The 25476-nt window shown below is 40.4% G+C and carries 23 protein-coding genes; 7 read left to right on the top strand and 16 right to left on the bottom strand.

Features of this window, described 5'->3' with window-relative positions; all coding sequences use genetic code 11:
• Window positions 1-101: 101 nt before the first annotated feature.
• From Q4546_RS18110 to rimK, 4 genes are read right to left on the bottom strand one after another with little or no spacing between them, the layout of a single operon-like run.
• Entirely contained in the window at window positions 102-965 is an 864-nt protein-coding gene (locus Q4546_RS18110) for a mechanosensitive ion channel family protein (protein ID WP_303446779.1), read from the bottom strand.
• 45 nt (window positions 966-1010) lie between these two features.
• The gene (locus Q4546_RS18105) at window positions 1011-1436 is read right to left on the bottom strand and encodes a RimK/LysX family protein (RefSeq protein WP_102435517.1); all 426 of its coding nucleotides are present in this window, start codon (window positions 1434-1436) and stop codon (window positions 1011-1013) included.
• Window positions 1437-1447: 11 nt separating this feature from the next.
• Entirely contained in the window at window positions 1448-2470 is a 1023-nt protein-coding gene (locus Q4546_RS18100; protein ID WP_303446778.1) for a succinylglutamate desuccinylase/aspartoacylase family protein, read from the bottom strand.
• A 13-nt stretch (window positions 2471-2483) separates the two neighbouring features.
• The gene (gene rimK, locus Q4546_RS18095) at window positions 2484-3389 is read right to left on the bottom strand and encodes a 30S ribosomal protein S6--L-glutamate ligase (RefSeq protein ID WP_303446777.1); all 906 of its coding nucleotides are present in this window, start codon (window positions 3387-3389) and stop codon (window positions 2484-2486) included.
• 138 nt (window positions 3390-3527) lie between these two features.
• Between rimK and Q4546_RS18090 the strand changes: the two genes are divergently transcribed.
• Window positions 3528-4376 carry a LysR family transcriptional regulator gene (locus Q4546_RS18090; protein ID WP_303446776.1) on the top strand — a complete coding sequence of 283 codons (849 nt, stop codon included), beginning with the start codon at window positions 3528-3530 and terminating at the stop codon, window positions 4374-4376.
• 83 nt (window positions 4377-4459) lie between these two features.
• Entirely contained in the window at window positions 4460-5056 is a 597-nt protein-coding gene (locus Q4546_RS18085; RefSeq protein ID WP_102476741.1) for a DUF1569 domain-containing protein, read from the top strand.
• A gap of 41 nt (window positions 5057-5097) precedes the next feature.
• Here the strand turns inward: Q4546_RS18085 and Q4546_RS18080 are convergent, their stop codons facing one another.
• The 6 genes from Q4546_RS18080 to zwf form a co-directional block, all read right to left on the bottom strand.
• Window positions 5098-6201, bottom strand: a complete 1104-nt coding sequence (locus Q4546_RS18080) for a hypothetical protein (protein WP_303446775.1) — start codon at window positions 6199-6201, stop codon at window positions 5098-5100.
• A 4-nt stretch (window positions 6202-6205) separates the two neighbouring features.
• A complete protein-coding gene (locus Q4546_RS18075) occupies window positions 6206-6913 on the bottom strand; it encodes a class I SAM-dependent methyltransferase (protein WP_303446773.1) in 708 nt (235 codons plus the stop codon).
• Window positions 6914-7050: 137 nt separating this feature from the next.
• Window positions 7051-7692, bottom strand: coding sequence for a bifunctional 4-hydroxy-2-oxoglutarate aldolase/2-dehydro-3-deoxy-phosphogluconate aldolase (locus Q4546_RS18070; protein WP_102435530.1), 642 nt, complete (start codon window positions 7690-7692; stop codon window positions 7051-7053).
• 19 nt (window positions 7693-7711) lie between these two features.
• Window positions 7712-9538, bottom strand: coding sequence for a phosphogluconate dehydratase (gene edd, locus Q4546_RS18065; protein WP_303446772.1), 1827 nt, complete (start codon window positions 9536-9538; stop codon window positions 7712-7714).
• An 11-nt stretch (window positions 9539-9549) separates the two neighbouring features.
• Entirely contained in the window at window positions 9550-10248 is a 699-nt protein-coding gene (gene pgl, locus Q4546_RS18060; protein ID WP_102531116.1) for a 6-phosphogluconolactonase, read from the bottom strand.
• 9 nt (window positions 10249-10257) lie between these two features.
• Window positions 10258-11730, bottom strand: a complete 1473-nt coding sequence (zwf, locus tag Q4546_RS18055) for a glucose-6-phosphate dehydrogenase (protein WP_303446771.1) — start codon at window positions 11728-11730, stop codon at window positions 10258-10260.
• Window positions 11731-12060: 330 nt separating this feature from the next.
• Between zwf and Q4546_RS18050 the strand changes: the two genes are divergently transcribed.
• The gene (locus Q4546_RS18050; protein WP_102435538.1) at window positions 12061-12915 is read left to right on the top strand and encodes a MurR/RpiR family transcriptional regulator; all 855 of its coding nucleotides are present in this window, start codon (window positions 12061-12063) and stop codon (window positions 12913-12915) included.
• A 209-nt stretch (window positions 12916-13124) separates the two neighbouring features.
• Entirely contained in the window at window positions 13125-14564 is a 1440-nt protein-coding gene (gene pyk / locus Q4546_RS18045) for a pyruvate kinase (RefSeq protein WP_102435540.1), read from the top strand.
• A gap of 205 nt (window positions 14565-14769) precedes the next feature.
• On the opposite strand, the gene Q4546_RS18040 is transcribed toward pyk, so the two are convergent.
• Window positions 14770-17046, bottom strand: coding sequence for an acyl-CoA dehydrogenase (locus tag Q4546_RS18040; protein WP_102435542.1), 2277 nt, complete (start codon window positions 17044-17046; stop codon window positions 14770-14772).
• A gap of 12 nt (window positions 17047-17058) precedes the next feature.
• Window positions 17059-17700 carry a TetR/AcrR family transcriptional regulator gene (locus tag Q4546_RS18035; RefSeq protein ID WP_076541009.1) on the bottom strand — a complete coding sequence of 214 codons (642 nt, stop codon included), beginning with the start codon at window positions 17698-17700 and terminating at the stop codon, window positions 17059-17061.
• A gap of 193 nt (window positions 17701-17893) precedes the next feature.
• Between Q4546_RS18035 and Q4546_RS18030 the strand changes: the two genes are divergently transcribed.
• Entirely contained in the window at window positions 17894-19777 is a 1884-nt protein-coding gene (locus Q4546_RS18030) for a M2 family metallopeptidase (RefSeq protein WP_102531115.1), read from the top strand.
• 113 nt (window positions 19778-19890) lie between these two features.
• Here Q4546_RS18030 and smrA read toward each other — a convergent pair whose 3' ends face one another.
• A complete protein-coding gene (gene smrA / locus Q4546_RS18025) occupies window positions 19891-20481 on the bottom strand; it encodes a DNA endonuclease SmrA (protein WP_102435546.1) in 591 nt (196 codons plus the stop codon).
• A 186-nt stretch (window positions 20482-20667) separates the two neighbouring features.
• Between smrA and Q4546_RS18020 the strand changes: the two genes are divergently transcribed.
• Window positions 20668-21216, top strand: a complete 549-nt coding sequence (locus tag Q4546_RS18020) for a nuclear transport factor 2 family protein (protein WP_241900987.1) — start codon at window positions 20668-20670, stop codon at window positions 21214-21216.
• A 128-nt stretch (window positions 21217-21344) separates the two neighbouring features.
• Window positions 21345-21827, top strand: a complete 483-nt coding sequence (locus tag Q4546_RS18015) for a YchJ family protein (RefSeq protein WP_303446768.1) — start codon at window positions 21345-21347, stop codon at window positions 21825-21827.
• A gap of 27 nt (window positions 21828-21854) precedes the next feature.
• Here Q4546_RS18015 and Q4546_RS18010 read toward each other — a convergent pair whose 3' ends face one another.
• From Q4546_RS18010 to Q4546_RS18000, 3 genes are all read right to left on the bottom strand, one after another.
• Window positions 21855-24032 carry a bifunctional diguanylate cyclase/phosphodiesterase gene (locus Q4546_RS18010; protein ID WP_303446767.1) on the bottom strand — a complete coding sequence of 726 codons (2178 nt, stop codon included), beginning with the start codon at window positions 24030-24032 and terminating at the stop codon, window positions 21855-21857.
• A 253-nt stretch (window positions 24033-24285) separates the two neighbouring features.
• Window positions 24286-24573, bottom strand: a complete 288-nt coding sequence (locus Q4546_RS18005) for a DUF406 family protein (RefSeq protein ID WP_102435554.1) — start codon at window positions 24571-24573, stop codon at window positions 24286-24288.
• Window positions 24574-24772: 199 nt separating this feature from the next.
• A complete protein-coding gene (locus tag Q4546_RS18000) occupies window positions 24773-25276 on the bottom strand; it encodes a VC2046/SO_2500 family protein (protein WP_102435556.1) in 504 nt (167 codons plus the stop codon).
• Window positions 25277-25476 lie beyond the last annotated feature (200 nt).

Here is a 25476-nt window from a genome sequence, read left to right as displayed (position 1 = left end):
TTTATTATTGAGTTCGAAGACAGAATTGTGAAGCATATTAACTAAATTGCAGTTACACAGAATCTGTTACACCCTCGTATTTTTATTTAATAATTTACTGTTTACCTTTGCTTTATTAGTGTCAGTGAGCCATCCAGATGCACATCACGTTGTGGATATGCCACCACAATATTGTTTTGCTCTAATAATTCATCCAGTGCAAAACGAATATTACTTCGCGTCACCCTTAACCCCCCTTCTACAGTGGAGTTAATCCAAAAGTTAACTTCAAATATTAGCGCGTTGTCACCAAAGTCTTCAAAACTCACCACAGGTTTAGGCTCAATTAATACCTCTTTTTGTGAGATAGTTGCTTCATATAACAAATCTGCGACAACTCTTGCCTTAGTCCCATAAGCTACGCCAACCCGCACATTTGACCTGACTAAATTATCAACTAGTGTCCAATTCACCACAGTGTTTTCTAATAACGTGCTATTGGGGATCAACAAGTGAACGCCATCAACCCGTCTTATACGAGTCGAACGATTATTAATGGCTTCGACTATGCCTTTAGCACCTTCAACTTCAAGAAAATCACCAATTTTAATGGGGCGTTCCCACATTAATATCCAACCACTAATGAAGTTGTTAATAATGTTTTGCGCGCCAAAACCAAAACCGATTGCAATGGCACCGGACAAAAATGCAAATGCGGTAATGGGCACATTAATTAAATCAAGCGAAGTAATTAATAATATTGCAATGGCGATGACATACAATATACGTTGCAACAGATGGATAATATTAGGGTCAGTCTTTTTAGACGTTAACCGCTTAGTGATCAGTTTTACTAGCAATTTAGTGATGAACAAACCGACAATTATGATCACCGGAATGATCAATAACCCACCTAAGGTAATTGGCTGTTGTGCAACAGTAAACACTGTCAAATTTAGCCATTGTTCAACTTGTACGAAATCCATTATTGCACCTCGTCGTTATTACTAAACCTGAATTCATATTTAGATTCAAGATCCTAAATATACCGCTGACGGATCCACTAAAAACCGTGTACCTAAAGCTTCACGACCAAATAGCATTAAATAACTCATGTCTGAGCGATCGGTAAGGGTAATTTCAATCGACCACTTTTGTTGCCCAAGAACTACTGGCGTTTTAATCACATAACGTTGCTCCGAGGTGCCATTAGATGACTTAATTTTACGGATATCACTAATAGGAGCATGGCAGCTTTTTACCGTATCAACATTATGTGAATCTGGGTGAATATCAAACGAGACACAATGCTCGCCATCTATCAGCACCTTTTTAATATTATCTACATGTAAAGACGAAGTTTTAGCCCCTGTATCCACACGTACTTGTAACTCGGTGATACCCAATTTAGGTAGCGCGATATACTCTAAGTTGCCAATAATCGTTTTATTTTTCATATCGAAACTCATTAATTTACAGAATCTGGTAATAGTTGTTCTTGAACATTTTCAATGTGTTCAGCAATTTTTTCATCATTTTCGCTAAAGTAAGCAATATGAAACATGGCTTCACCTTCTTGCACTAGCGGTATGTTTTGTTTACCGATTAATATGCCAGAGCGTGATGCTATCACCGAGTCAATCACTTCGCCATAGGGGCTACCAATTTCAGCCAAAACTTGCCCTTTAGTAATTTGTTCACCCAAATTAGCAATGTTATGCACAATCCCACTGGCATTGGCACGTACCCACTGACTGCCGTTGGCGATAAATGGGGCGCGCTTTTTCTTTGCTTTTGATGATGATTTTCTAATCATGCCTAAGTGCTGCAACACATTTAAAATGCCTTTCATGCCTGCACGTATTGAAAACTCATCAAATCTTAGCGCTTCACCTGCTTCATACAAGAGGATTTTGGTTTCATTCTTAACAGCTGACTCCCTTAAAGAACCATCCACTAGGTTTGAATTTAAAATAACCGGCACGCCAAACACTTCGGCAAGTAATTTGGTTTCCTCATCATTCATATCCGCTCTAATTTGCGGAAAATTAGACCTGTGTATTGCACCAGTATGTAAATCAATACCGTAATCGCAATGGCTGACGATTTCATTAAGAAATATATGTGCCACCCGTCCAGCTAATGAGCCTTTGGCAGAGCCAGGGAAACAGCGATTCAAATCCCGTCTATCTGGCATGTAGCGGCTTTGATTCACCACCCCATAAACATTGACCATCGGTACAGCTATGAGGGTTCCTGAAATAATCTTAAATTTATTTTGTTTAATTAGCCTTCGTATAATTTCAATGCCATTTAATTCATCACCATGTACCGCCGCGCTGATAAATATTGTCGGCCCCGTTTTTTTGGCACGGATAATATGTACGGGTAAAGAAACATCAGCATCGGTATATAACTTTGCTACCGGCAGCTCTATTTTGCGTTGTTCACCGGGTAAAATGGTAAAATCGCCAATAATTAATTTTTCCATAATGAAGCCTTAATTAGCCTTTCCCACGTGTTTTGTTGTTATGGGGTTTAGCATTTTTTTCAATAAACTCAAACACCATAGCGGCAACATCTTTACCTGTGGCTTTTTCAATACCTTCAAGACCTGGCGATGAATTAACCTCCATAACCATAGGACCATTTTGTGAGCGCAGTAAATCAACACCGCACAAATTCAGTCCCATAATTTTGGCAGCATTGATTGCTGTTTCACGTTCTTCTTTAGATAACTTAACCACTTCAGCTGAGCCACCACGATGTAAGTTGGAACGAAACTCACCTTCGGCGCCTTGACGTTTCATTGCTGCGACCACTTTACCACCAACCACTAAACAACGAATATCGGCGCCGCCAGCCTCTTTAACAAACTCTTGTACCAAAATATTGGCTTTTAATCCCATAAAAGCTTCGATAATGGCTTCAGCAGCTTTGGCGGTATCAGCAAGAACCACCCCGATACCTTGAGTGCCTTCTAGTAGCTTAATCACAACAGGCGCGCCACCAACATTTTTAATTAAATCTTTAATGTTGTCAGGCTTATTAGCAAAACCGGTACGTGGTAGCCCAATGCCTTTACGGGATAATAATTGCAATGAACGTAATTTATCTCGTGAGCGGCTAATGGCGACAGATTCATTGATGTTAAATGTTCCCATCATCTCAAACTGCCTGGCCACTGCAGTACCGTAAAATGTTACCGACGCCCCAATACGCGGGATCACCGCATCATATACAGGTAACTCTTTACCATCGTAACGTAAGGTTGGCTTACTGCTGGTAATATCCATGTAGCAATGTAATGTATCAATAATATCAACCGTATGGCCCATGGCTTCACCTGCCTCTTTTAGACGACGAGTTGAATATAGCTTTGGGTTTCTTGATAGAATCGCGATCCTCATAAAATGTCCTTAATGTGGTTCTTTTGCTGCACAAAGGTGCTGTAATTCGCTGAGTGTATTAAGATATAGCTGATAAATAAAACGTTAATTTTTGATGTGTTTAATCAAAAAAATTAATCACAGCTTTTAAGGAGTTTGATGAAAATAGAATTATTAAAAACATTTTTAGAAGTCAGTCGTACACTACATTTTAGAGTCGCTGCCGAAAATTTGTTTATCACCCAGTCTGCTGTCAGTGCCAGAATCAAGCTTTTAGAAGAGGATTTAGGGGTGTTACTGTTTGATCGCAGTAAAAAACACCTTAAATTAACACCAGAAGGAAACCGCTTAATTAAGCACGCCAATGAGCTGTTATTGATGTGGCAAAAGACTAAACAAGATGTGGGCATAGCTGACGGTGATAACCACCAACTGGCCATAGGTTCCATCATGTCCATTTGGGATATTGTACTTCAAGGCTGGCTAACTAAAATTCACCTCAATATCGAAGGGATGAGTTTATTAACCAGTACCCTATCGCCCGTTGAATTAACAAAAAGTTTATTAAGCCGTGTGATAGATGTGGCTTTCTTATTTGAGCCACCTTACGTAGAAGGACTTGTCATCACCAAAGTCGCGACTGTGCCATTATATCTTGTGAGCACTGAAGCGAACTCAGACAGTCAAAAGTCGACATTAGCAAACTACATTATGGTGGACTACGGTGAGTCGATTAATAGTCAATTTCGCCGCAGCTTTCAAGACTCACCGCCAGCAAAACACTCGATGAACCAACCAAGGATTGCACTTAATTTTTTATTGGATGTCGGTGGCTGCGCATACCTGCCAAGACAAATGGCGTTTGAATATATTGAAAGCAATAGACTTTTTATTGTCGAAGATGCGCCGGTTTTTTCTCGAGAAATTTATGCAGTGTATTTAGAAAAAGGCCATAAAGTCGATATTATTGAACAAACGCTACAGCTATTTCCCTACCTTAAAACTTGATTTTAAATCAGTGAAACAGCAAGGCAAAATTAACAGCTGGCGTAATTTTAGTCTGCTACTCACAAAGCCCAACAAGGATAACCATGGACAGAAGAGCGTTTTTAACAGCTTTGGTAAAAGGCAGTGCCGTGGTTGGCGCTGGTGTGACAATTGCAGGTACAGTGACTTGGTTTAGCATCACCCCAGCACCTCGGCCATTGACTATAGATAATATATTATCTCAAATAGCGCAATTGCTTGCTGCAGCCGTCATTGGCAACAACCCAGAGCAAGCAGCAAAGGCTACTTTAAGCACGACATCAGCAGGTTGGGATTTAAACCAAATTTTTACTCATTGCGCCCAAAGTGTTGAGTATTCAATGACAGGTTATCCCCAGCAAAAAGCAGAGATTTTTAAACACACTATTGGGGCTAGCGCATTTGCTTTATTCAGTGCTAAAGGCAAGATGACTCATAACCTTGCTGAAGTCATACCCGGTGCACCTTTAATTTCAAAGCAGGCTGATTATTTGCTAGCCCTCAAAAGGTTGCAACAATCGCTCGTAGATTTTCAGCAATATAACGGTCATTTACAGCCCCACTTTGCTTATGGCAAGCTCAGTAAACAAGACTACGCCCTTGCCCATGTAATGCACTTTAATAATCATATGCAGCAAATACAGCTGCGCACGTTAAGCTGAAACTATATATGGTCAATAACAGCCATTATATTGGCCTAGTGTCAGCAATTTGGTTTAACGAGACCTAGTGTTAGTTCACCAATAAGCGCATCTGGTTGATCGACTCCAATATATACACTATCAATACCTTTAATAGGCTCAACTAAGGTTAGTTTGACATTGGGAGCGCCAGAAAAGTTAAAGCGTTTTATCGTTTCAGCACGTCGAATGGCTAATTTGTTGGGTTCGACAGTTTTAATATTACTTAAATCAATGCTAAAGCTATTAAACACTCCGTAGCGAATATGTAATTTATTCTGAATTATGACGCTTGCTCCTGAGCCTGAATTTAAATCTGCGAGGCCAAGCTCAGCTTGAGTGTTTGGGTTGTAATTATCAGTGACTAATGAGGCTGCACAAGTCTCTATTGTGATCGGTCTGCGTGACATAGCACGGTATTCAGCAATAAAGAATACTAAACTCACCAAGGTTAATGCCGTTACCACATTAGCGCTGAACGCTGAAAACATAAAATGAACCAGTAAATGCATCAGCGGTATTTCAAACATTATCATCATTATAAATCCTAGCGCGTTAGACTGATTACCATCTTTATGATGATAACTAAATTGTGAATCACCGTGATATGTTGACGGTTTGATTAAATGGCCACACAAAAAGAAGCTCCAAACTCTGGCTTCAAAAATCATGATATCGGCTACCAAGTTATTACCAAATAAAGCACTAATTGGCTGCTTAATTGCAATATCAGGATCAACTCCTGATTTAAGCGCCGTTTTTATGGCAAATATCACGCAGGTAATTGAAAATACCTCAATTAATACAAATACCGTCAGTAACAGGTAACGGATCTGAGCTAAATAAGGCCATAATATTTGTTGCTCTGAGGGAATAATATAACTGCCAAGCAGTATTAAAATAGCAAAATAACCGAGTGCCTTAACGAGTGCTAACTTGGTAGATTTGATACACAAAAAGCAAATTATGGGTAAAATGATAGCAGCGTCAATGAGTAACAACCAATCGAATTTTGCTGCGCCATAATCATTAATCCACATATCGTTTTGATAAAATAAAAACCAGGCAAACGATAGAACTAGCAGACTAATAAAAGGGATTTTGGAAGCTAATGGCCATGTTCGCATTCGATCACTCCTTAATTAACACTGTTTTCTTAGCAAATAAAAACCTATCAGTGGCAATCTTCTGACCATCGACGATATGATCTTGGGTAAAGCTGGTGACAATTTCAAAATCATATTGGCAGAGCAAAGACGCTATAAATTCAGGTTGATAAAAATACATATGTAATTTGTCACCCTCAGCAGATTCCTGCACACATGATTGACTGTAATCAGCTTGCATAAAACCGATATAGACTAACGCTTGTGCTGTGGATACCTTAGCTAAAGATTCAATAAAAGGCGCTATATCGCTTTTTGCTAAATACGGCAGACAAAATGAGCACAGCAGTACATTAAATTTATCGTTAGAAACAGATATCTGCCGGATATCGTTAACCTCAAATTTCCCCGTCGGGTTTTGCTGCTTGGCAATCGTTATCATCGCCGTAGATAAATCTATTCCACTGATATTTATCGGGACATTTCGTTGCTGAGCTAATGCTTGTTGCAAATACAAACTGGCGTTACCTGGTCCGCAACCGATATCGTATACAGAAATACCCGTTTCTGTTTTAAATGCCGATTTAGAACTAGATTCAATGTTGAATTGAGTGTCTATTAACGCAGCAAAACGATTAAGACTATCAGCATATAAGGCACAATCCATGTATTTTTGCTGATATTTATCAGCTGCTTTGTCAAATACGTTTACCGTTTGCTGGTACTTGTCCATTTAAAGAAGTGTCCATTTTTATAATGTTAATTCACCAGTATTAATTTATACACTATAAAATTGATGATCGGACTTATTTTAAAAACAAAAAAACCACTCGAAAGTGGCTTTTATTAATCGTTAGTTAAACGCTCGGGTTATAAAGCGCCGATGGCATCTTTACAGAGCTGGGTAATACGACCCCAATCTTCTTGTTCCATTGCATCAGTAGGTGCTATCCAGCTACCACCAATACAATCAACATTAGCTAATGCTAAGTAATTTTTATAACTTGTCGGCGTAATACCGCCTGTTGGACAAAAACGAATATTCGCCAATGGACCCGAGAAGGCTTTCAGTGCATTAACGCCGCCAGACGCTTCAGCTGGGAAGAATTTAAAATGGGTGTAACCCAACTCCATCCCCGCCATGACTTCTGAGATGCTCGCAACACCTGGAATTAACGGCACATTACCACGCTTAGCTGCTTTTAACAGGTCAACGGTAGCACCTGGCGTAATAATAAATTGTGAACCCGCATCTACAGCTTGCTGCAGTTGCAATTCATTTAAAATAGTACCTGCCCCCACTAACGCCTCTGGGACTTCTTTAGCAATCAATGCAATGGCTTCTAAAGCACATTCTGTGCGTAAAGTGACTTCTAAAACACTGATGCCGCCCGCTACTAATGCTTTAGCTAACGGTACTGCATGCTCAATTTTATTGATAACCATTACAGGAACAATCGGGCTGCGTTTAAAAATATCTTGTGGCTGTAACGTCCAGTTATTCTCAAGCATTCGAGTATCTTCCTTTTAATTAATAAATTTCGTCAATGGCACTGGTACTACGAGCGCCTGTTTCTGGGCTGCTTAAACTATTTCGTAAAGCACCGAATAATTCACGGCCCATGCCATAACTTGAGTGATGTAGATCTACTTTCCCTGCTACACGTGCAGTTAAAGTGGCTTCATCCACCAGTAAACTTAGCTCGCCGGTATCAGCATTGACACGGATCATGTCGCCATCTTCAACCTTAGCGATAAGGCCACCATCTAATGCTTCTGGCGTTAAGTGAATCGCTGCAGGCACTTTGCCTGACGCGCCAGACATACGGCCATCTGTAACAAGCGCCACTTTGAAGCCCTTATCTTGTAATGTACCTAAATATGGCGTGAGTTTATGTAACTCTGGCATACCGTTAGCTTTCGGGCCTTGGCCTTTTACCACCACAACACAATCTCGGTCTAAACCACCTGCTTGGAAAATTGCATCAAGCTTGTTTTGGTCGTCAATCACAACCGCTGGGCCTTCAACAATTCTGTTAGCTGCAGGCACTGCTGATACTTTGATCACCGAACGACCAAGGTTACCTTTAAGTAATTTTAGACCGCCGTTATTTTGAAAAGGTGTGTCGATGTGAGTTAACACTTCTTTGTCTAAACTTTCTGTTGGCCCATCAACCCAAGTTAACTTGCCATCAATAATGCGCGGCTCTTGGGTATATTTACGTAAACCAAAGCCCGCTACAGTGTTGACATCCTCATGGATAAGCCCTGCATCTAGCAATTCTTTGACTAAAAATGCCATGCCGCCTGCGGCGTGGAAATGGTTAATATCAGCATGTCCATTTGGATAAACCTTGGCCATTAACGGTACGCAATCAGATAAATCTGAAAAATCGTCCCAGTTGACAATGATGCCAGCTGCGCGCGCGGCAGCAACAATGTGCATAGTCAGGTTGGTAGAACCACCTGTTGCAAGGATGCCTACAATGCCATTAACCACTGATTTTTCATTTACAATCTCACCGATTGGGGTGTATTGGGTGCCCATTTCGGTTAAACGACACACTTGTTTAGCTGCCATTGCGGTTAGTTCATCACGTAGTGGATCATCAGGATTCACAAACGAAGAACCAGGAAGCTGTAGCCCCATCATTTCAAGCATTAACTGATTAGAGTTAGCAGTACCGTAGAAAGTACAAGTACCCGCACTGTGATAAGAGCTTGATTCAGCTTCTAACAATGCCGCTCTATCAACTTTACCTTGTGCAAATTGTTGACGTACACGGGCTTTTTCTTTGTTTGGAATACCAGATTTCATTGGACCTGCTGGCACAAACATCATTGGTAAATGACCAAAACTTAACGCGCCAATCAATAAACCCGGAACAATCTTGTCGCAAATACCTAATAATAAGGCACCGTCAAACATGTTGTGAGATAAACCCACCGCCGTTGACATAGCAATTACTTCACGACTCAGTAAGCTAAGCTCCATGCCAGGTTGGCCTTGGGTCACACCGTCACACATTGCCGGAACGCCCGCAGCAACTTGAGCAACACTACCGACTTCTTGGCAGGCTTTTTTAATGAAATTTGGGTAATCTTCATATGGCTGATGAGCAGATAACATGTCGTTAAATGCCGTCACAATACCGATATTCGCTTTGGTTAATTGACGTAAAGAGTCTTTATCATCTGGCTTACAAGCCGCAAAACCGTGGGCTAAGTTACCACAGCTTAATGCACTACGATGTACGCCTTTGGCGCGAGCATCGTTTAATGCTTCGAGATATTTTTTACGTGAATCTTGGCTACGAGCGATAATTCGATCGGTAACAGCTTGAACTACTGAGTGCATGGTTAACTCCTTTACGCGCTATAAAACACATCAACGGGCGTTTTACGCTGCGCTAATACGGCTCTAATTGGCATTGCATTCACATCGTCGCTTTCCAAAGCTTGGCGATATACGGATAGTTTTGACTCACCTACTAAATGCAGATAAATCTGGCGACTGTTTAAAATGGCACCTTTAGATAAGGTAATACGTGCATGTGGAGCAGTCGTTGGATTAACGGCTGCGCAAAGTAAATCAGTCGTAAAAGCGTTTTCTAATTCTTTACTGCAAGGGAACCACGAACAAGTGTGGCCATCTGTACCCATGCCTAATACCACAACATCAAATGGTTTAGGGAAGTTAGCCAGAGACTCAATCGTCATGTCACAGCCCTTTTCAGGGCTATCAAACATATTCTTTAAACCACGGAATTTGGCACTTGCTGCGCGATTTTGTAATAAATGTGCTCTTACTAAGCGCTCGTTAGAATCTGCAGCTTCTGCATCTACCCAACGTTCATCGGCAAGTGTGATATAAACATCACTCCAGTCGATCGCTTTATTGCTTAGTAATTGAAATAATTTAAGCGGTGTCGAGCCACCTGAAACAACAAGGCTTGCTTTACCACGGCTATCAACCGCATCCTGCAACTGACTGGCAATTTTGTCAGCTAATTTGGTTTCGAGATCCGCTGGGGTTGCAAATGCTTTAAATACAGATTCTTTAATCATAATATTTCCTTACTCGTCCCAAGAACGACCATCTTTAGTGATTAAAGCAACTGAAGCCACAGGGCCCCATGTACCTGCTGGATATGGCTTAGGCTTCTCGCCGCCATTTTCCCAAGAGTTGATGATGCCATCGACCCAAGTCCAGGCTTGCTCAACTTCATCACGACGAACGAACAGTGCTTGATTACCTAGCATGGCTTCAAGTAGCAAACGCTCGTAAGCATCGGCAATGCGTTCGTTTTTAAAGGTGTCAGTGAAACTCAAATCAAGTTTTGTGGTTTGAATGCGTTGCTTTTCTTCCAAACCAGGGACTTTATTCATCATTTGGATTTCAACACCTTCATGGGGCTGTAAACGAATAGTCAGTTTGTTTGGTGGCAAGTTACGCATGGTGTCGCGATATAAGTTATGTGGTGGGTTTTTGAAATAAACCACAATCTCACTGCTCTTGAATGGCATACGTTTACCACTACGTAAGTAGAATGGTACGCCAGCCCAGCGCCAATTATCGATATCAACACGAAGCGCTACGAAGGTTTCTGTGTTGGATTTAACATTGGCGCCCTCTTCTTCTAGATAACCAGGAACAGGAGAGCCTTTCAGATAACCATTAGAATATTGACCGCGAACCGTATTTTCAAATACGTTATTAGGGGTAATAGGACGTAGTGATTTAAGTACTTTTACTTTTTCATCACGAATACTATCAGCATCTAAGTTCACTGGTGGGTCCATTGCAACAAGCGTTAGAACTTGCAGTAAATGGTTTTGAATCATGTCACGCATTTGACCTGCAGTATCAAAGTATCCCCAACGACCTTCAATACCGACTTCTTCAGCAACGGTGATTTGTACATGATCAATTGTGCGGTTATCCCACTTAGAGGCAAACAATGAATTCGCAAAGCGCAGTGCGATGAGGTTTTGAACCGTCTCTTTACCTAAATAGTGGTCGATTCGGTAAACTTGATTTTCATTGAAGAATTCAGAAACTTTGTCATTAATGACTTTAGATGACGCAAGACAAGTGCCGATTGGCTTTTCAAGCACGATGCGGGTATCTGAATGAATAAGGTTTTGCTCATTAAGACAACGACAGATTTCACCAAAGATTGATGGAGGCGTGGCGAAATAGCTGACCATTACACGCTTAGTTGGCTCTAAAAGACCATGGAAAGCTTTGTAGCCTTCAGAATCGGTAAAATTAGTACCGATATAATGACAACGAGCAATAAAGCGAGCGAGGGTCTCTTCACATAACTCGTCCTTTACAAAAGTGTTTAATGCTTTATTGACAAGTTCAATGAACTCTTCTTGAGTAAAGGCATCTTTAGCGACACCAATAACTTTGGTGTCTTTATCTAATAGATTCGCTTTATCAAGCTGATAGAGAGAAGGTAACAACTTACGGCGTGCTAAATCGCCTTTGGTGCCAAAAAGTACAAAGTCGCAAGCCTTGGCGCCTATTGATGAGTTACTCATTGCTTAAAATACTCCTTTATTATGCGTGTTCACAGGCAAACCATTTTTAGTTGCCAGTGAATAAAAGCACACTTTTGTTGTAATATAACAACAGAATTAAATTTGTGCATTATAATTTTACAATTATTGATATTGGTTACATCTAGCCTTTTTCACATAAAACCTGATAGTATTTTAGTTGTTAAATTACTTTACTATCATAGATTAGTTACAAAAAATAAAACAAAACGGCTTATAATCGTTTTTAGAGGTATGAAAATTACTTCATTTCCTCCTAAATTGTAATTTATGATATAAAATTACATCATCCATTTTAGCGGACAATTACTTATGAATACCCTTGAGAAGGTGCAAAAAAGCCTTACACAATTTAGTAAGTCAGAGCGAAAAGTTGCAGAGGTCATTCTCTCTTCTCCGCAAACGGCGATTCACTCTAGTATTGCAACGCTTGCCAAAATGGCTGACGTCAGCGAACCCACTGTGAACCGTTTTTGTCGCAGACTTGATACTAAGGGCTTCCCTGATTTTAAGTTACATTTGGCCCAAAGTCTTGCTAACGGTACACCTTATGTAAGCCGCCATGTTGAAGAAGATGATTCTCCTGAATCCTATACAACAAAAATCTTCGAATCTTCAATGGCATCCCTTGATACTGCCCGTCAAAGCCTTGATGTGGTTGCAGTCAATAAAGCCGTAGATATTTTAACGCAAGCTAAAACAATATCGTTTTTTGGCCTGGGAGCATCCTCATCAGTTGCTCACGATGCGCAAAATAAGTTCTTCCGTTTTAACGTACCGGTCATTTGTTTTGATGATGTATTAATGCAACGTATGAGCTGTATTGGCTGCGATGAAGGTGATGTTGTGGTGCTTATATCCCACACTGGCCGTACTAAATCATTAATCGAAATAGCCCGAATTGCCCGTGAAAATGGCGCTGCGGTGATTGGGATTACTGCTCGTAACTCGCCACTGTCTCACGAATGTACGTTGCCGGTGACCATGGAAGTGCCAGAAGATACTGACATGTATTTACCTATGGCTTCACGTTTAGCACAGCTGGTTACTATTGATGTGTTAGCCACAGGCTTTACCTTGAGAAGAGGCCCGCGTTTTCGCGATAATCTAAAACGTGTTAAAGAAGTATTGAAAGAATCTCGGATAAATAAAGATCTTACCATCTAATTATTACTAAATAATTACCTGTCCGAAAGGCCGAACAATATTACCTGTTCGGCCTTTTTTATTGAATTTATACGACTCAGTCACAGATATATATCTCAAAAACGATCTTTTTGTTCGTAACTTTCCTACATAATTCGAAAATCTCTGTTAATATAAGTCCATAATATTTAGTACCGAATTCTTTTTCTTTTAAATTAACGGAGTATCCTATGTTCCGCAGAACTAAAATCGTTACGACACTTGGACCTGCAACCGACCGCGATGATAACCTACGTAAAATCATTGCCGCTGGTGCAAATGTTGTACGTCTTAACTTCTCACACGGCTCACCAGAAGATCATCTTAAACGTGCTACTGACGCTCGCAATATTGCAAAAGAGTTAGGTGTTCACGTAGCTGTATTAGGTGATTTGCAAGGCCCCAAAATTCGTGTATCTACCTTTAAAGATAACAAAAAAATTCAGTTGAATTTAGGTGATACTTTCATTTTAGATGCAGATCTTGCTAAAGGTGAAGGTGACGAGAAACAAGTTGGTATCGATTATAAAGAATTGCCAAATGACGTTGTCATAGGTGACATTCTTATGCTTGATGACGGCCGTGTTCAGCTTAAAGTTGAATCTGTAGAAGGTCGTAAAGTTTTCACTAGTGTTACTGTTGCGGGTCCTTTATCTAATAATAAAGGCATCAACAAAAAAGGCGGCGGATTAACAGCCCCTGCACTAACTGAAAAAGACAAAGCAGATATTTTAACGGCTGCGCAAATTCAGGTTGATTACTTAGCCGTTTCTTTCCCACGTACTGGCGCTGATTTAGATTTAGCACGTAAGCTTGCTGAAGATGCGGGCAGTTTTGCACTTATTGTATCAAAAGTAGAACGTGCAGAAGCTGTTGGTACTGATGAAGCGATGGACGATGTCATTAAAGCATCTGACGCGGTAATGGTTGCACGTGGTGACTTAGGTGTTGAAATTGGCGATGCTGCATTGGTTGCAGTACAAAAGAAACTTATCCGTCGTTCACGTCAATTGAACAAAGTTGTGATTACTGCAACTCAAATGATGGAATCAATGATTTCAAGCCCTATGCCAACTCGTGCTGAAGTTATGGACGTAGCGAACGCCGTACTAGATGGCACTGACGCTGTGATGCTTTCAGCTGAAACTGCTGCCGGTGACTTCCCTGAAGAAACTGTGTTAGCAATGAGCAATGTTTGTGCTGGTGCAGAACAGCATCCATCAGTGATGTCTTCTAAGCATAGAATGAACGAAACATTCGATACTATTGAAGAAACCATTGCCCTTTCAACTATGTATGCTGCAAACCATTTAAAAGGTGTTAAAGCTATCATCAGCTTGACTGAATCAGGCGAAACCACCAAGTTAATGTCGCGCATCAGCTCTGCATTACCAATTTTCGCACTGTCTCGTCATCAAAAGACCTTAGCAAAATTAGCTTTATTCCGTGGCGTTATGCCAGTTCAGTTTGATTCTACAGCTTTCCCAGCTGATGCATTAGCATCAGAAGCGTTAAAAGCGGTTGCAGCTGCTGGTTACCTTAAATCAGGTGACATGGTATTAATGACTAAAGGCGATGCAATGGAAACTGTTGGTGGCACTAACACTTGTAAAGTACTTGTTGTTGCTTAATATGAGTTAATTGCTTCAAATAGCTAATAAAAAACCACCTGATTAGGTGGTTTTTTTATGTGCTAAATATGTGTGTTTTGATTTAGAAAATTGTGTGTCGTCATTATTTCAGGCTAACAGTACCCAAGGCATAAACATTACTTGTTTAACATTCAAACCTCAGGTAACGCTAGACCGTTACAGTCAAACGTCAGTTAACTTTCGATTATAGGCTTTCAAAATCATTGACATGAATCGCAGCTAAGCGCTTTTCATTGGCATCAAGTAGCTGCTCAAGCTCTGCTTGATTAATCACGTCATTGGCTAAAGCTTGGTTAAACAAGTCAACCATTGGCTGTTTCGCATCAAGAGTCCCCGCTTTTTGGGCTTTCTTAAGGCGAGAGTACAAACCTTTACAAGCATATTTAGCTGTAAATGCTTGCTCAACTTCAGCAATGCCGCTGCTATCTCCGTCAAAATCAGCACATAAGAAAGTTAACCTATCTCTTGCTGGCGAAGGTTGCATGAAACCATCTGCTAAGGTCGTTGCTTGTTTGTCAGTTGGCGCATTAAAGTGATTACCTAATGGAAATATGATCACTCTAAGCAATACGCTAACAAACTTATTTGGGAAGTTACGAATAGCCTCTTCCAATGCTTTAGCGGCAAGATGTAATCTTTCAGTCATAACATAATGCACTGCCGGTAAATCATCTTGTTGACGGCCATTATCTTCAAACAGCTTTAAGGTTGCTGATGCTAGGTATAATTGACTTAGCACATCGCCCATACGCGCTGAGATCATCTCTTTACGTTTTAAATCACCGCCCATGACCAACATAGCTAAATCAGTCATTATCGCTAAAGCTGCCGAGATACGGCTCATATCACGATAATATTGCTGAGTGGTACCACTAACTGGCGATGAATTGGTTTTACTGGCTGTTAATGCATTAAAGAAAGCCATGACGCCATTTCGAATAGCATAAGTCATATGGCCCATTAATAATGAATCGAAACGGTTAATGGCTGCTTTTTGATCTTCCATCGCCGCAGTTTCCATTTCAGCCAATACATAAGGATGACAGCGTGTTGCCCCTTGACCAAAAATCATCAGCGAACGGGTCAAAATATTCGCCCCTTCAACAGTGATAGAAATAGGACTGGCCATATAAGCATGACCGAGATAGTTTTTCGACCCTAACTGAATACCTTTACCAGACTGAATATCCATCGCATCTTCTACCACATCTCGACCTAATTCAGTCATGTGATATTTAGCAATCGCGGTAACCACCGATGGTTTCACTTTTAAATCAATACCGGTGGTGGTTAAACATCTGGCCGCTTCTAATTGATAAGTGTTAGCGATAATACGCGCTAGCGCTTCTTGTACACCTTCAAATTTACCAATTGGCATACCGAACTGCTGTCTTACATAACTATAAGCTGTTGTGGTTTTAGTGGCCATATGACCCGATGCAGTTGCCAATGCTGGCAATGAAATACCACGGCCGGCAGATAAACACTCAACCAGCATTCTCCAGCCTTTACCCGCAAACTGAGGGCCGCCAATAATCCAATCCAGTGGAATGAATACATCTTCACCACTTGTGGTGCCGTTCATAAAGGCCATCATCAATGGATTATGACGACGACCAATTTCAACACCGGGATGATCGGTTGGAATTAACGCACAGGTAATACCAAGATTAACCGTATCACCTAATAAGCCCTCAGGGTCACGCATTTGAAATGCAAGACCAAGCACTGTAGCTACAGGTGCCAAGGTAATGTAACGTTTATCCCAAGTAAGACTTAAACCTAATACTTCTTCACCATTAAATTCGCGGCGACACACAATACCAGTATCAGGTATTGCACCAGCGTCTGATCCCGCCTCTGGGCCAGTTAACGCAAAACACGGTAGCTCATCACCATTAGCTAACGCAGGTAACCAACGCTGTTTTTGCTCTTCAGTACCATAATGAGTTAATAACTCACCAGGGCCTAAAGAGTTAGGAACCATAACCGTAACGGCCGCACTAATGCTGCGAGAGGCAATTTTACTGACAATGGTTGAGTTGGCGTAGGCAGAAAACTCTCGACCACCAAATTTAGTGGGAATAATTAATGCAAAAAAACCTTCTTTTTTGAAGTAATCCCATAACTCAGGTGGTAAGTCTTTGCGGTTGTGAACAATGTCATAATCATCAATCATACTCAGCGCTGTTTGCACTTGGTTATTGATAAAGTCTTGCTCAGCTGCTGTTAATTGGGGTTTACCGTAATTGTGAAGCGTGTTCCAGTTTGGATTTCCGCCAAACAATTCACCTTCCCACCACACATCACCCGCTTCCATCGCCTCTTTTTCAGTACTAGATAATGGCGGAAGTACTTTCTTAAAAAACGAAAAAACCGGACGCGTGATAAATCGCATCCTTAAATTACGCACACCAAATAACACAGCAAGTGCTATTAAAACCAGTATAACGACAGTCATGTTAATCCCTTATTACTTAGCTAAAATTGGCACTGAAACACCAGCGGCCATATATGGAATCACCTTACGAATGATTGCTTCAGTATCATTATGTTCACCATAATCAGCTTCTGCAATTTCGTTAAGTGCATCAGCTGAAGCCATGGTGAATACTATGGTCCCTAAGGTAAAGTGTAGTCGCCAAAACATTTCTGCAGGCGGAATATGCGGCGCACTTTCTGATACCGCTTTAACGAAAACTTTTAAATAATCACCATAATGCGTGGTGATAAACCACCTTAAATGGCCCTGACTTTCGATATAACCACGACCTAACAATTGCAGAAATATCGTTGTTCCACCCTGCCTTACTTGGTTTAATTCCAATAATGGATTAATTAGAGATGAAAATATCTCATTCAAATTAGCTAGTTGTGGATTTTTAAATAATCTATCTATTTCAGCAGCTGCACTTGGCATGAACACATCTAAATAGCGTGCTAATACGGCTCTAATCAGCTCTTTCTTTGAACCAAAATGATAATTAACTGAAGCTAAATTAACTTCGGCTTTGCTAGTAATTAGACGTAAAGATGTTTCTGAAAAGCCCCTCTCAGCGAAAAGTTTTTCAGCAGCATCTAATATTCTTGTTTTTGTATCTGTTCTGCCTGCCATTCCATGACCCAAATCAATTAAAACACTCGTTTAAATTAAACATTGAGCGCACAGTTGTCAATCTAATTTCTTGTAGCTATTACATCTCAACACAATAGCACTAACCCTTTGCACGCCAAGTTGCAACTAAAATGCAATATTTAAGTTAATTATGTAAACTGTCGTCGAAAATAAAAATAAGGAAACCTGTAAGATGAAGTTAACTTTTAAACAACCGTCTACTATCGCTGTTGTTATTTCAATGGCGCTTGGCCTTTCAGCCTGCCAACAAATGGATGAAGAGATTAATTTAACCACCACAAATCCTCTGCCACCAGCTAGCCAATCAAATGAAAAAACAACCAAAATTGATAGCGCTTCAGCAATCGCATTTATTAATGATGCTGAAGCACAGTTGGCCAAACTCTCTGTAGAAGGCGCACGCACCGAATGGGTTTATAGCAATTTTATCACTGAAGATACTGCTGCGCTTTCTGCTGCAATTAGTGAAAAAATGACTTCGATGTCAGTTGGCTTTGCCACCGAAGCGGCTAAATATGCCAAGGTCGAATTAGATCCTGTTAACGCCCGCAAGTTACATATTTTACGAAGTAGCTTGGTATTACCTGCGCCATTAGATCCTGCTAAAAACGCTGAGCTTGCACAAATTAGCTCAGAACTGAATGGCTTATACGGTAAAGGGAAATACTGTTTTGCCGATGGTCGCTGCTTAACCCAGCCAGAATTATCAAATTTGATGGCTGAATCTCAAGATCCTGCGGTGCTATTAGAAGCATGGCAAGGATGGCGTGAAATAGCCAAACCTATGCGTCCATTATTTAAACGTGAAGTTGAGCTGGCTAATGAAGGCGCGCAAGATTTAGGCTTTAGCGATTTATCAGAACTTTGGCGTAGTCAATATGATATGGAGCCTGAGGCGTTTTCAGCCGAATTAGACCGACTTTGGGGTGATATTAAACCTTTATATGATTCACTACATTGTTATGTCCGTGGCGAACTAAATCAGCAATATGGAGACGAGGTAGCACCAGATAATGGTCCTATTCCTGCGCATCTATTGGGTAATATGTGGGCTCAGCAATGGGGAACCATTTACAATACTGTCGCCCCTGATGATGCAGATCCTGGCTACAATGTTACCGAGCTTTTAGCGGCCAATAACTATGATGAAATTAAAATGGTTAAGCAAGCTGAAGGTTTTTTCTCATCATTAGGCTTTGAAGCGCTACCAGAAACATTTTGGACTCGCTCATTATTTGTGCAACCTAAAGATCGCGATGTCGTTTGTCATGCTTCAGCTTGGGATCTAGATAACGAAGACGATATTCGCATTAAAATGTGTATTCAAAAAACCGCCGAAGACTTTACCGTTATTCATCATGAATTAGGTCACAACTATTATCAGCGCGCTTATAAAAACCAACCTCACCTATTTAAAGGTTCTGCAAACGACGGTTTCCATGAAGCCATTGGTGACACGATTGCGCTATCAATTACGCCGAGTTACCTCAAACAAATCGGTCTATTAGATGAAGTGCCTGATGAATCAAAAGACATCGGACTGTTACTGCGTCAAGCCCTTGATAAAATTGCCTTCATGCCATTTGGTTTGATGATCGATCAATGGCGCTGGAAAGTATTTAATGGCGAAATTAGCCCAGCTCAATATAACCAAGCTTGGTGGGATTTACGTGAAAAATACCAAGGCGTTAAAGCGCCTATAGCACGTACTGAAGCAGACTTTGATCCGGGCGCTAAATATCACGTCCCTGGCAATGTTCCTTACACACGCTACTTTTTAGCCCACGTACTTCAATTCCAGTTCCATAAAGCATTATGTGAGATCGCCGGTAATGAAGGCCCAGTGCACCGTTGTAGTATTTATGGTAATAAAGACGCCGGAGATAAGCTTAATCAAATGCTTGAGTCAGGTTTAAGTCAGCCGTGGCCTGAAGCGTTAAATATCGTCACTGGCACTAAAAACATGGATGCTAAAGCGGTACTCGATTATTTTGCGCCATTACAAGTGTGGTTAGATAAGCAAAATAGCCAACAAAACCGTCAATGCGGTTGGTAACTCATCGTTAGCTGTTTTAAATGAACTGCCAATAACAAATAGGCCCACTGACTGTTTTAGTGAGTAGGCCTTGTTATAAGGGTAATAACGCTATGTGATGCCGATAATATAGACTACCTAAAACCGCTTCCTTTACGATTAGTTTCACTTGCCTCAATTCGTTGCTGAGCGGATTTAACCAGCATAACAAATACTGCACCGGTGCCACCCTGAGTACGAGTAGCAGAATGATAGGCTTGCACTTCGTCTAACTGCATCAACCATTGGCATACTGCTGATTTCATTAACCCTGGGTATGGCTTACTTTTAAAGCCTTTACCGTGAATAACCAAAATATTACGCTCACCACGATGATGTGCTTTGATAATCGCCTCGATAAGGTATTCCCGCGCTTGAGCTAAGCGATAAACATGTAAATCAACCACTGTTTGATATTTATATTTACCAAGCCTCAGATGACTAAACACTTCATCTTGAACCCCATCAAGCTTGTAACTCACCATGTCTTCTGGTTTTACCGCACTAATCATCATCGGATCTACAGTAAGTTTACTAATGTACTCATTCTGCGCTGCAGCAGCTCGTCTGGCTAATTGCGCTTCTGTTGCGATGTCGGAATCGAAGCTAAAAATACTATCACTGGCCTTAATGGGTTTTACCCCTGCCATTTCTGCTAAAAACAGTGCGCTGTCATCGTTATTCATTATTGGTTCCTACACACTTTGTAAAGATTATCCACTTTAGTATCACTACCGAATAATTTATAGTGTTGCCATTGTCGTAATGACTATTGTTAGAATCACTAAGAGCAAAATAATTGCATGCCTCATTATAAAATATTTTTTATTGCCTGCTTCTCATTAATCAGTTTTTTCAATCAAGCTGTGACCTTGACAGATAACGAAATCATAAACCAAAACTATAAAACTTTTGCGTCAGGTTTTGAAAATTTAGATATCAGTATCATCGAGACCATGTATACCGATGATGCGGTGTACCTTTCTGAAACACCAAATCAAGGTATCATTACCGGTAAACCACAAATAGTTGAACTTTATCAGCATTTTTTTGAAAAAATTGCTAAAAGAGAAGCCCGTATTGAAGTCGATTTTCGAGTCATCAATAGAAAGCTAACTAACGATAGTGCTACTGACGTTGGCTTTTATTTGGTTCGATTCCACCCTAAAAAAGAAACAGGCGATCAAATTAGTGTATTTTCAGGTAAATTTGTTTTTGTGTCACAAAAAGATACTAACAATCAATGGCAGTTTATTGTTGATTCAAACACCAAAATGAACCCTGAGCTTTACTATTCGGCAAAACCCATTTCTAACTTATATTATGGTCGCCAATTCAATACTGAAGCTAAATCAATATCAGTTGAAAATGAAGCTGAAGTGGGTTCTGTACCCGTTGAAGCAGAACATCGAATTCCATAGCAATTGTTAAAGCTACTAGTTTAAAACTCTTATTAACCAGTTTAATAATCAGTGCTTTAAGCCATTAAAGATAAGCCTTCAACACTTTATAACCCATTTTTACTCATTGCATTTAAAAGACAGCTACTATGACGACTAAAATACATTGTCCCTGCGGCAGTGATTCAACTTATGAAGATTGTTGTAAGCCATACCACAGTAATGTTCAAGTTGCAGCCACAGCTGAGATCCTGATGCGCTCGCGTTATTGCGCCTTTGTATTACAACACTATCCCTATTTAATCGAGACTCATCATGCTAACTATCGCGGCGGCCTATCTATTAATGATTTGTCTCAAGGGACTGAGCTTACTCGATGGCTTGGATTAGAAGTGATTAATTTTGAGCCACAAGATGAGCTCGCCACGGCAACGGTGACCTTTAAAGCTTGGTTTTATCATGACGGTGAAATCGATGCGATCTATGAAAAATCACAATTTGTTCGAGAAGACGCTAAGTGGTTTTACACCACTGGTGAGCAATTTAACGCGGATTTACCAAAGCGAAATGACCCATGTATCTGCCATAGTGGTAAAAAATTTAAAGCCTGCTGCATGAAGTTAACAGGCTAACACGCCATCAAATAACAACAAGTCGTGCTAATGCACGACTTCATTTTTTTCAAAAATAAACTGTGAAAATTCGTTTTCTCTTATGGCTGGGCTGTATAAATAACCCTGTGCGTGATGGCAACAGCTATCTTCAAGGAACAGCTCTTGCTCCTTGGTTTCAACCCCTTCTGCTGTTAGGGATATATTTAACGCCTTGGCCATAGCAATAATGGCGCTGACAATTTCACGGCTCTGATGACTGGTGGTTAAATCGGCAATAAATGAGCGATCGATTTTTAACTTAGTAATTGGAAACTGCTTTAAATAACGCATAGAGCTGTAACCTGTACCAAAATCATCGATGGCTAAGCCAACGCCTAAATCGGCTAATTCTTGGCAAAGTCGGGTTGCATGGCGAATATCTCCCATTAACTCAGTTTCAGTAATTTCTAAAATTAAGCTTTGTGGTTTAATCCGGTAGCGGGTAACTAAGCTCCAAACTTGCTCAAATAAATTGCCACTGAAAAATTGCCTTGCAGCAACATTAACATGCATGACGATATCAACATTCTTATGCTGCCATAAGTTAAGTTGCTTACAGGCCGCTTCCAATACCCATTCGCCAATGACAGTGATCATGCCGGTTTGTTCAGCGATATCAATAAATGCCCCCGGGTAAAGCACACCTTTTTTGGGGTGATGCCAGCGGATTAATGCTTCTGCGCCAATAAATTTATGATTTTTTAAATCCATCAGTGGCTGATAATACAGTTCAAATTGCCTGTTACGTACCGCGGTTTGTAAATCTCGCTCTATTTCGGCGTTATTTTTAAAGGTTGCTAATAAGTCATCATTAAAGACTTGGTAATTCAGTGATGGCTTCTTTTTCGCGTACTGCAGAGCAATATCAGCACAGGATAGTGGTGAAAACTGATCTGCAACCGCAGCTATATCAACAATGGCTAGCGCCGCTTTAGGGTCAACTTTTTCACGACCAATTACCGAGGTGACCAGTAATTGTTGATATAACTTATTAATATTGTTCTCGAGTAATTCAGCAGCATCTAATTGCGGTAAAATCATTGCAAATTCGTCACTGCCGACTCGCGCCACATCAATAGCATCATGGCTGTTAGCAAAATGCTTTAATCGTCGAGCGACTTCGGATAACAAGGCATCGCCTTGCTCATGACCATTGGTATCGTTAAACCGCTTAAAGCCCATTAAGTCGATAAGGATCAACGTGCCTTGTGAGAGCCTTTCTAATTGCTGAGTAAAATGAAGGCGATTACTCAGGCCGGTGAGGCTGCAATTCCAAGCAAGATGCTCGAGCTGCTCTTTGCTTTTACGCTGAGCAGTAACATCAAGGCATGACACTAAGGCGTAATCGTTTCCTTGCTCAGTGACAAAGCGGTTGGCTTGATACTGCACCCAGTAGTTCGAGCCATCAAGACGAGTTAGCTCACTTTCACCTTCTACCACATTGCCATTGATTAACGCTTGGGTCATTTCATCAGCAAGCTCTCGTTTGCCACGAAAAAAATCTAAGCTGACTAATTGATTATCTTGAACAATATCGCGACTTAGGCCAGTCATTTTTTCATGAGCTGGATTTATATATTCAATAATTTGGGTTTTAAGATTAATAAGCATCAATACATGCTTAGCTTGCTCTGTAGCACTATGAAATAGTGTTATTCGCTCATCTTTATCGTAGGCATAGCGGGTGGCAAGGGTTAAAGCCAATTGATCGGCAAATTGACAAGCAAATTGTATTTGATCGCTTGTTAGCTTTAGAGGATGTTCAAACTCAATGCACAATAGCCCTTCTATATGACCATTGATACGGATGGCAACATCTAAATTTGCGTGAACATTGGCTTGCTTATAATAAGCACTTAAGCCCTGCAGACGGGTGTCAGTTTGAGAACTGTCACTGACAATATGACGGTAACGGCGTATATCATCAAAGTAGGCATTTGCAACAAGATTATCGTTGCGGTGTTGGTAAATTAATTGTTTTAAGCTGTCATCAGCAGACAGACAAGCAATGATTTCTTGCTTTAGTGACTTGTTACGTAATGAAATAACTGAAACGCTACTAGCATTAAAAAACTTTAGTAGTAATTTACAGACTAACTCTGAGGTCTGTTTAAAGTCGCCTTGTTCTTTGGCGACAGAGTTTACAATTAACTCTAATAAATGTTGTTGCTCAGTTTGCTTCATTATTATTCCCAAAGGACAACTTAACAGTCGGGTAAACCTCTTTCTGTGGAGGTTTTTTCTACTTAAAATAACGGAACTTAGCCGTTAATAACACTTTAAAAATGTTAAGAAGTGTTGCTAAAAAGAGATATTTACAAAAATGTTATTATCAAAATCATGATGTTGAATTTTACTCAACTTCGGTAAATGAAGGTTACACTTCCTATTTTAAAACAGCAAGTTGTAACCTTCAACACCTCATAGAAACGACTAATTAAAGGCCGTTTTCTAATTGGAAAATCATTTTTTCTACCGTAACGTCAAACTCAAAAGTAACCACCACATCTTGCTCGGTTACTTGCTGCTGTACTTTGACATTGCTAAAACGTTCTTTGGCTTTGCTAACTAAGTCATCTGCAATTTGCTGAAAGTTTTCACCATCAACTTGCAAGATAAGTTGTGTATCTTCTTCTTCGATAACAGCACCAATATCGACAAAGCTGCCACAATCATTACAGTTGTCACTGACTTGTACTTCTTGCTTAGTAATCGTTTTTATCACTTTTATCACCTATCAATACACATTAAAACGTCAGCATAGCCCAAAAACTGAAATAAAATTTTTATATGCCTCACAATATTACCAATCAGTAATACACCTAATTGGGGCTGTCTAACCAGCGGGCGCTTAACGCTTAGTAGCAACTAACTCAAGTAACGGCTTAATCACTGCCACGGCATTTACTAAGCACCTGCATTAACTAGGCAACGGCATAAAGTTGTGATGCTAGGGTTTCGCTCATCTTTCTTTGTATGGTTAATTGCTCAAGAAATTCATTTTGCGCTAGAGCTGATGTATCTGGGACTAATTGTTGGTGCTTAAGTTTAGTCAGTAGATCACAATTCGCTAAGGTGATTTGCAAATCTTCATCATATTTTCCCCGCGTCACTACAGCTTCAGGTTTTAACGCCTGCTGTAAATGAAATTGGCTTAAACCGCTTTCATAAAAATCACCGGCATGATTAATCGCCTGTTGCTGAGATATATCGCACACTAATGCTTGGGGTTTAGGAATATGTAACTGTTTATATAATTTTTCATCAATGGATAAATTTTTATCGACTTGAAATTGCGCCATATCGCAAGCGTCATTAGACAACATAGAAAGTAGTAGCGCGAACTCGCCCCTTCTATGGTGTTCAACTGCATCATTAAGGCGATTGCCTAATTGCAGTTCGTTGACTAATGGCGACTCAATTTGCATATATTTACATCAAATTTATCAAGGTTGATATTTTATCGACCACTTAAACAAATACTTGAGCATTATTTTCGATTTTTCCTTTACTTATATTTAATTCGTGACTACTATTGCCGCCGCAATTGAGGAGGGGTTCCCGAGTGGCCAAAGGGATCAGACTGTAAATCTGACGGCTCAGCCTTCGAAGGTTCGAATCCTTCTCC

It is taken from the genome of Shewanella sp. 4_MG-2023, assembly GCF_030548015.1.
GTDB lineage: Bacteria > Pseudomonadota > Gammaproteobacteria > Enterobacterales > Shewanellaceae > Shewanella.
Note: the sequence above shows the minus strand (reverse complement) of the source record. Positions and strands in the feature narration are given on the sequence as shown.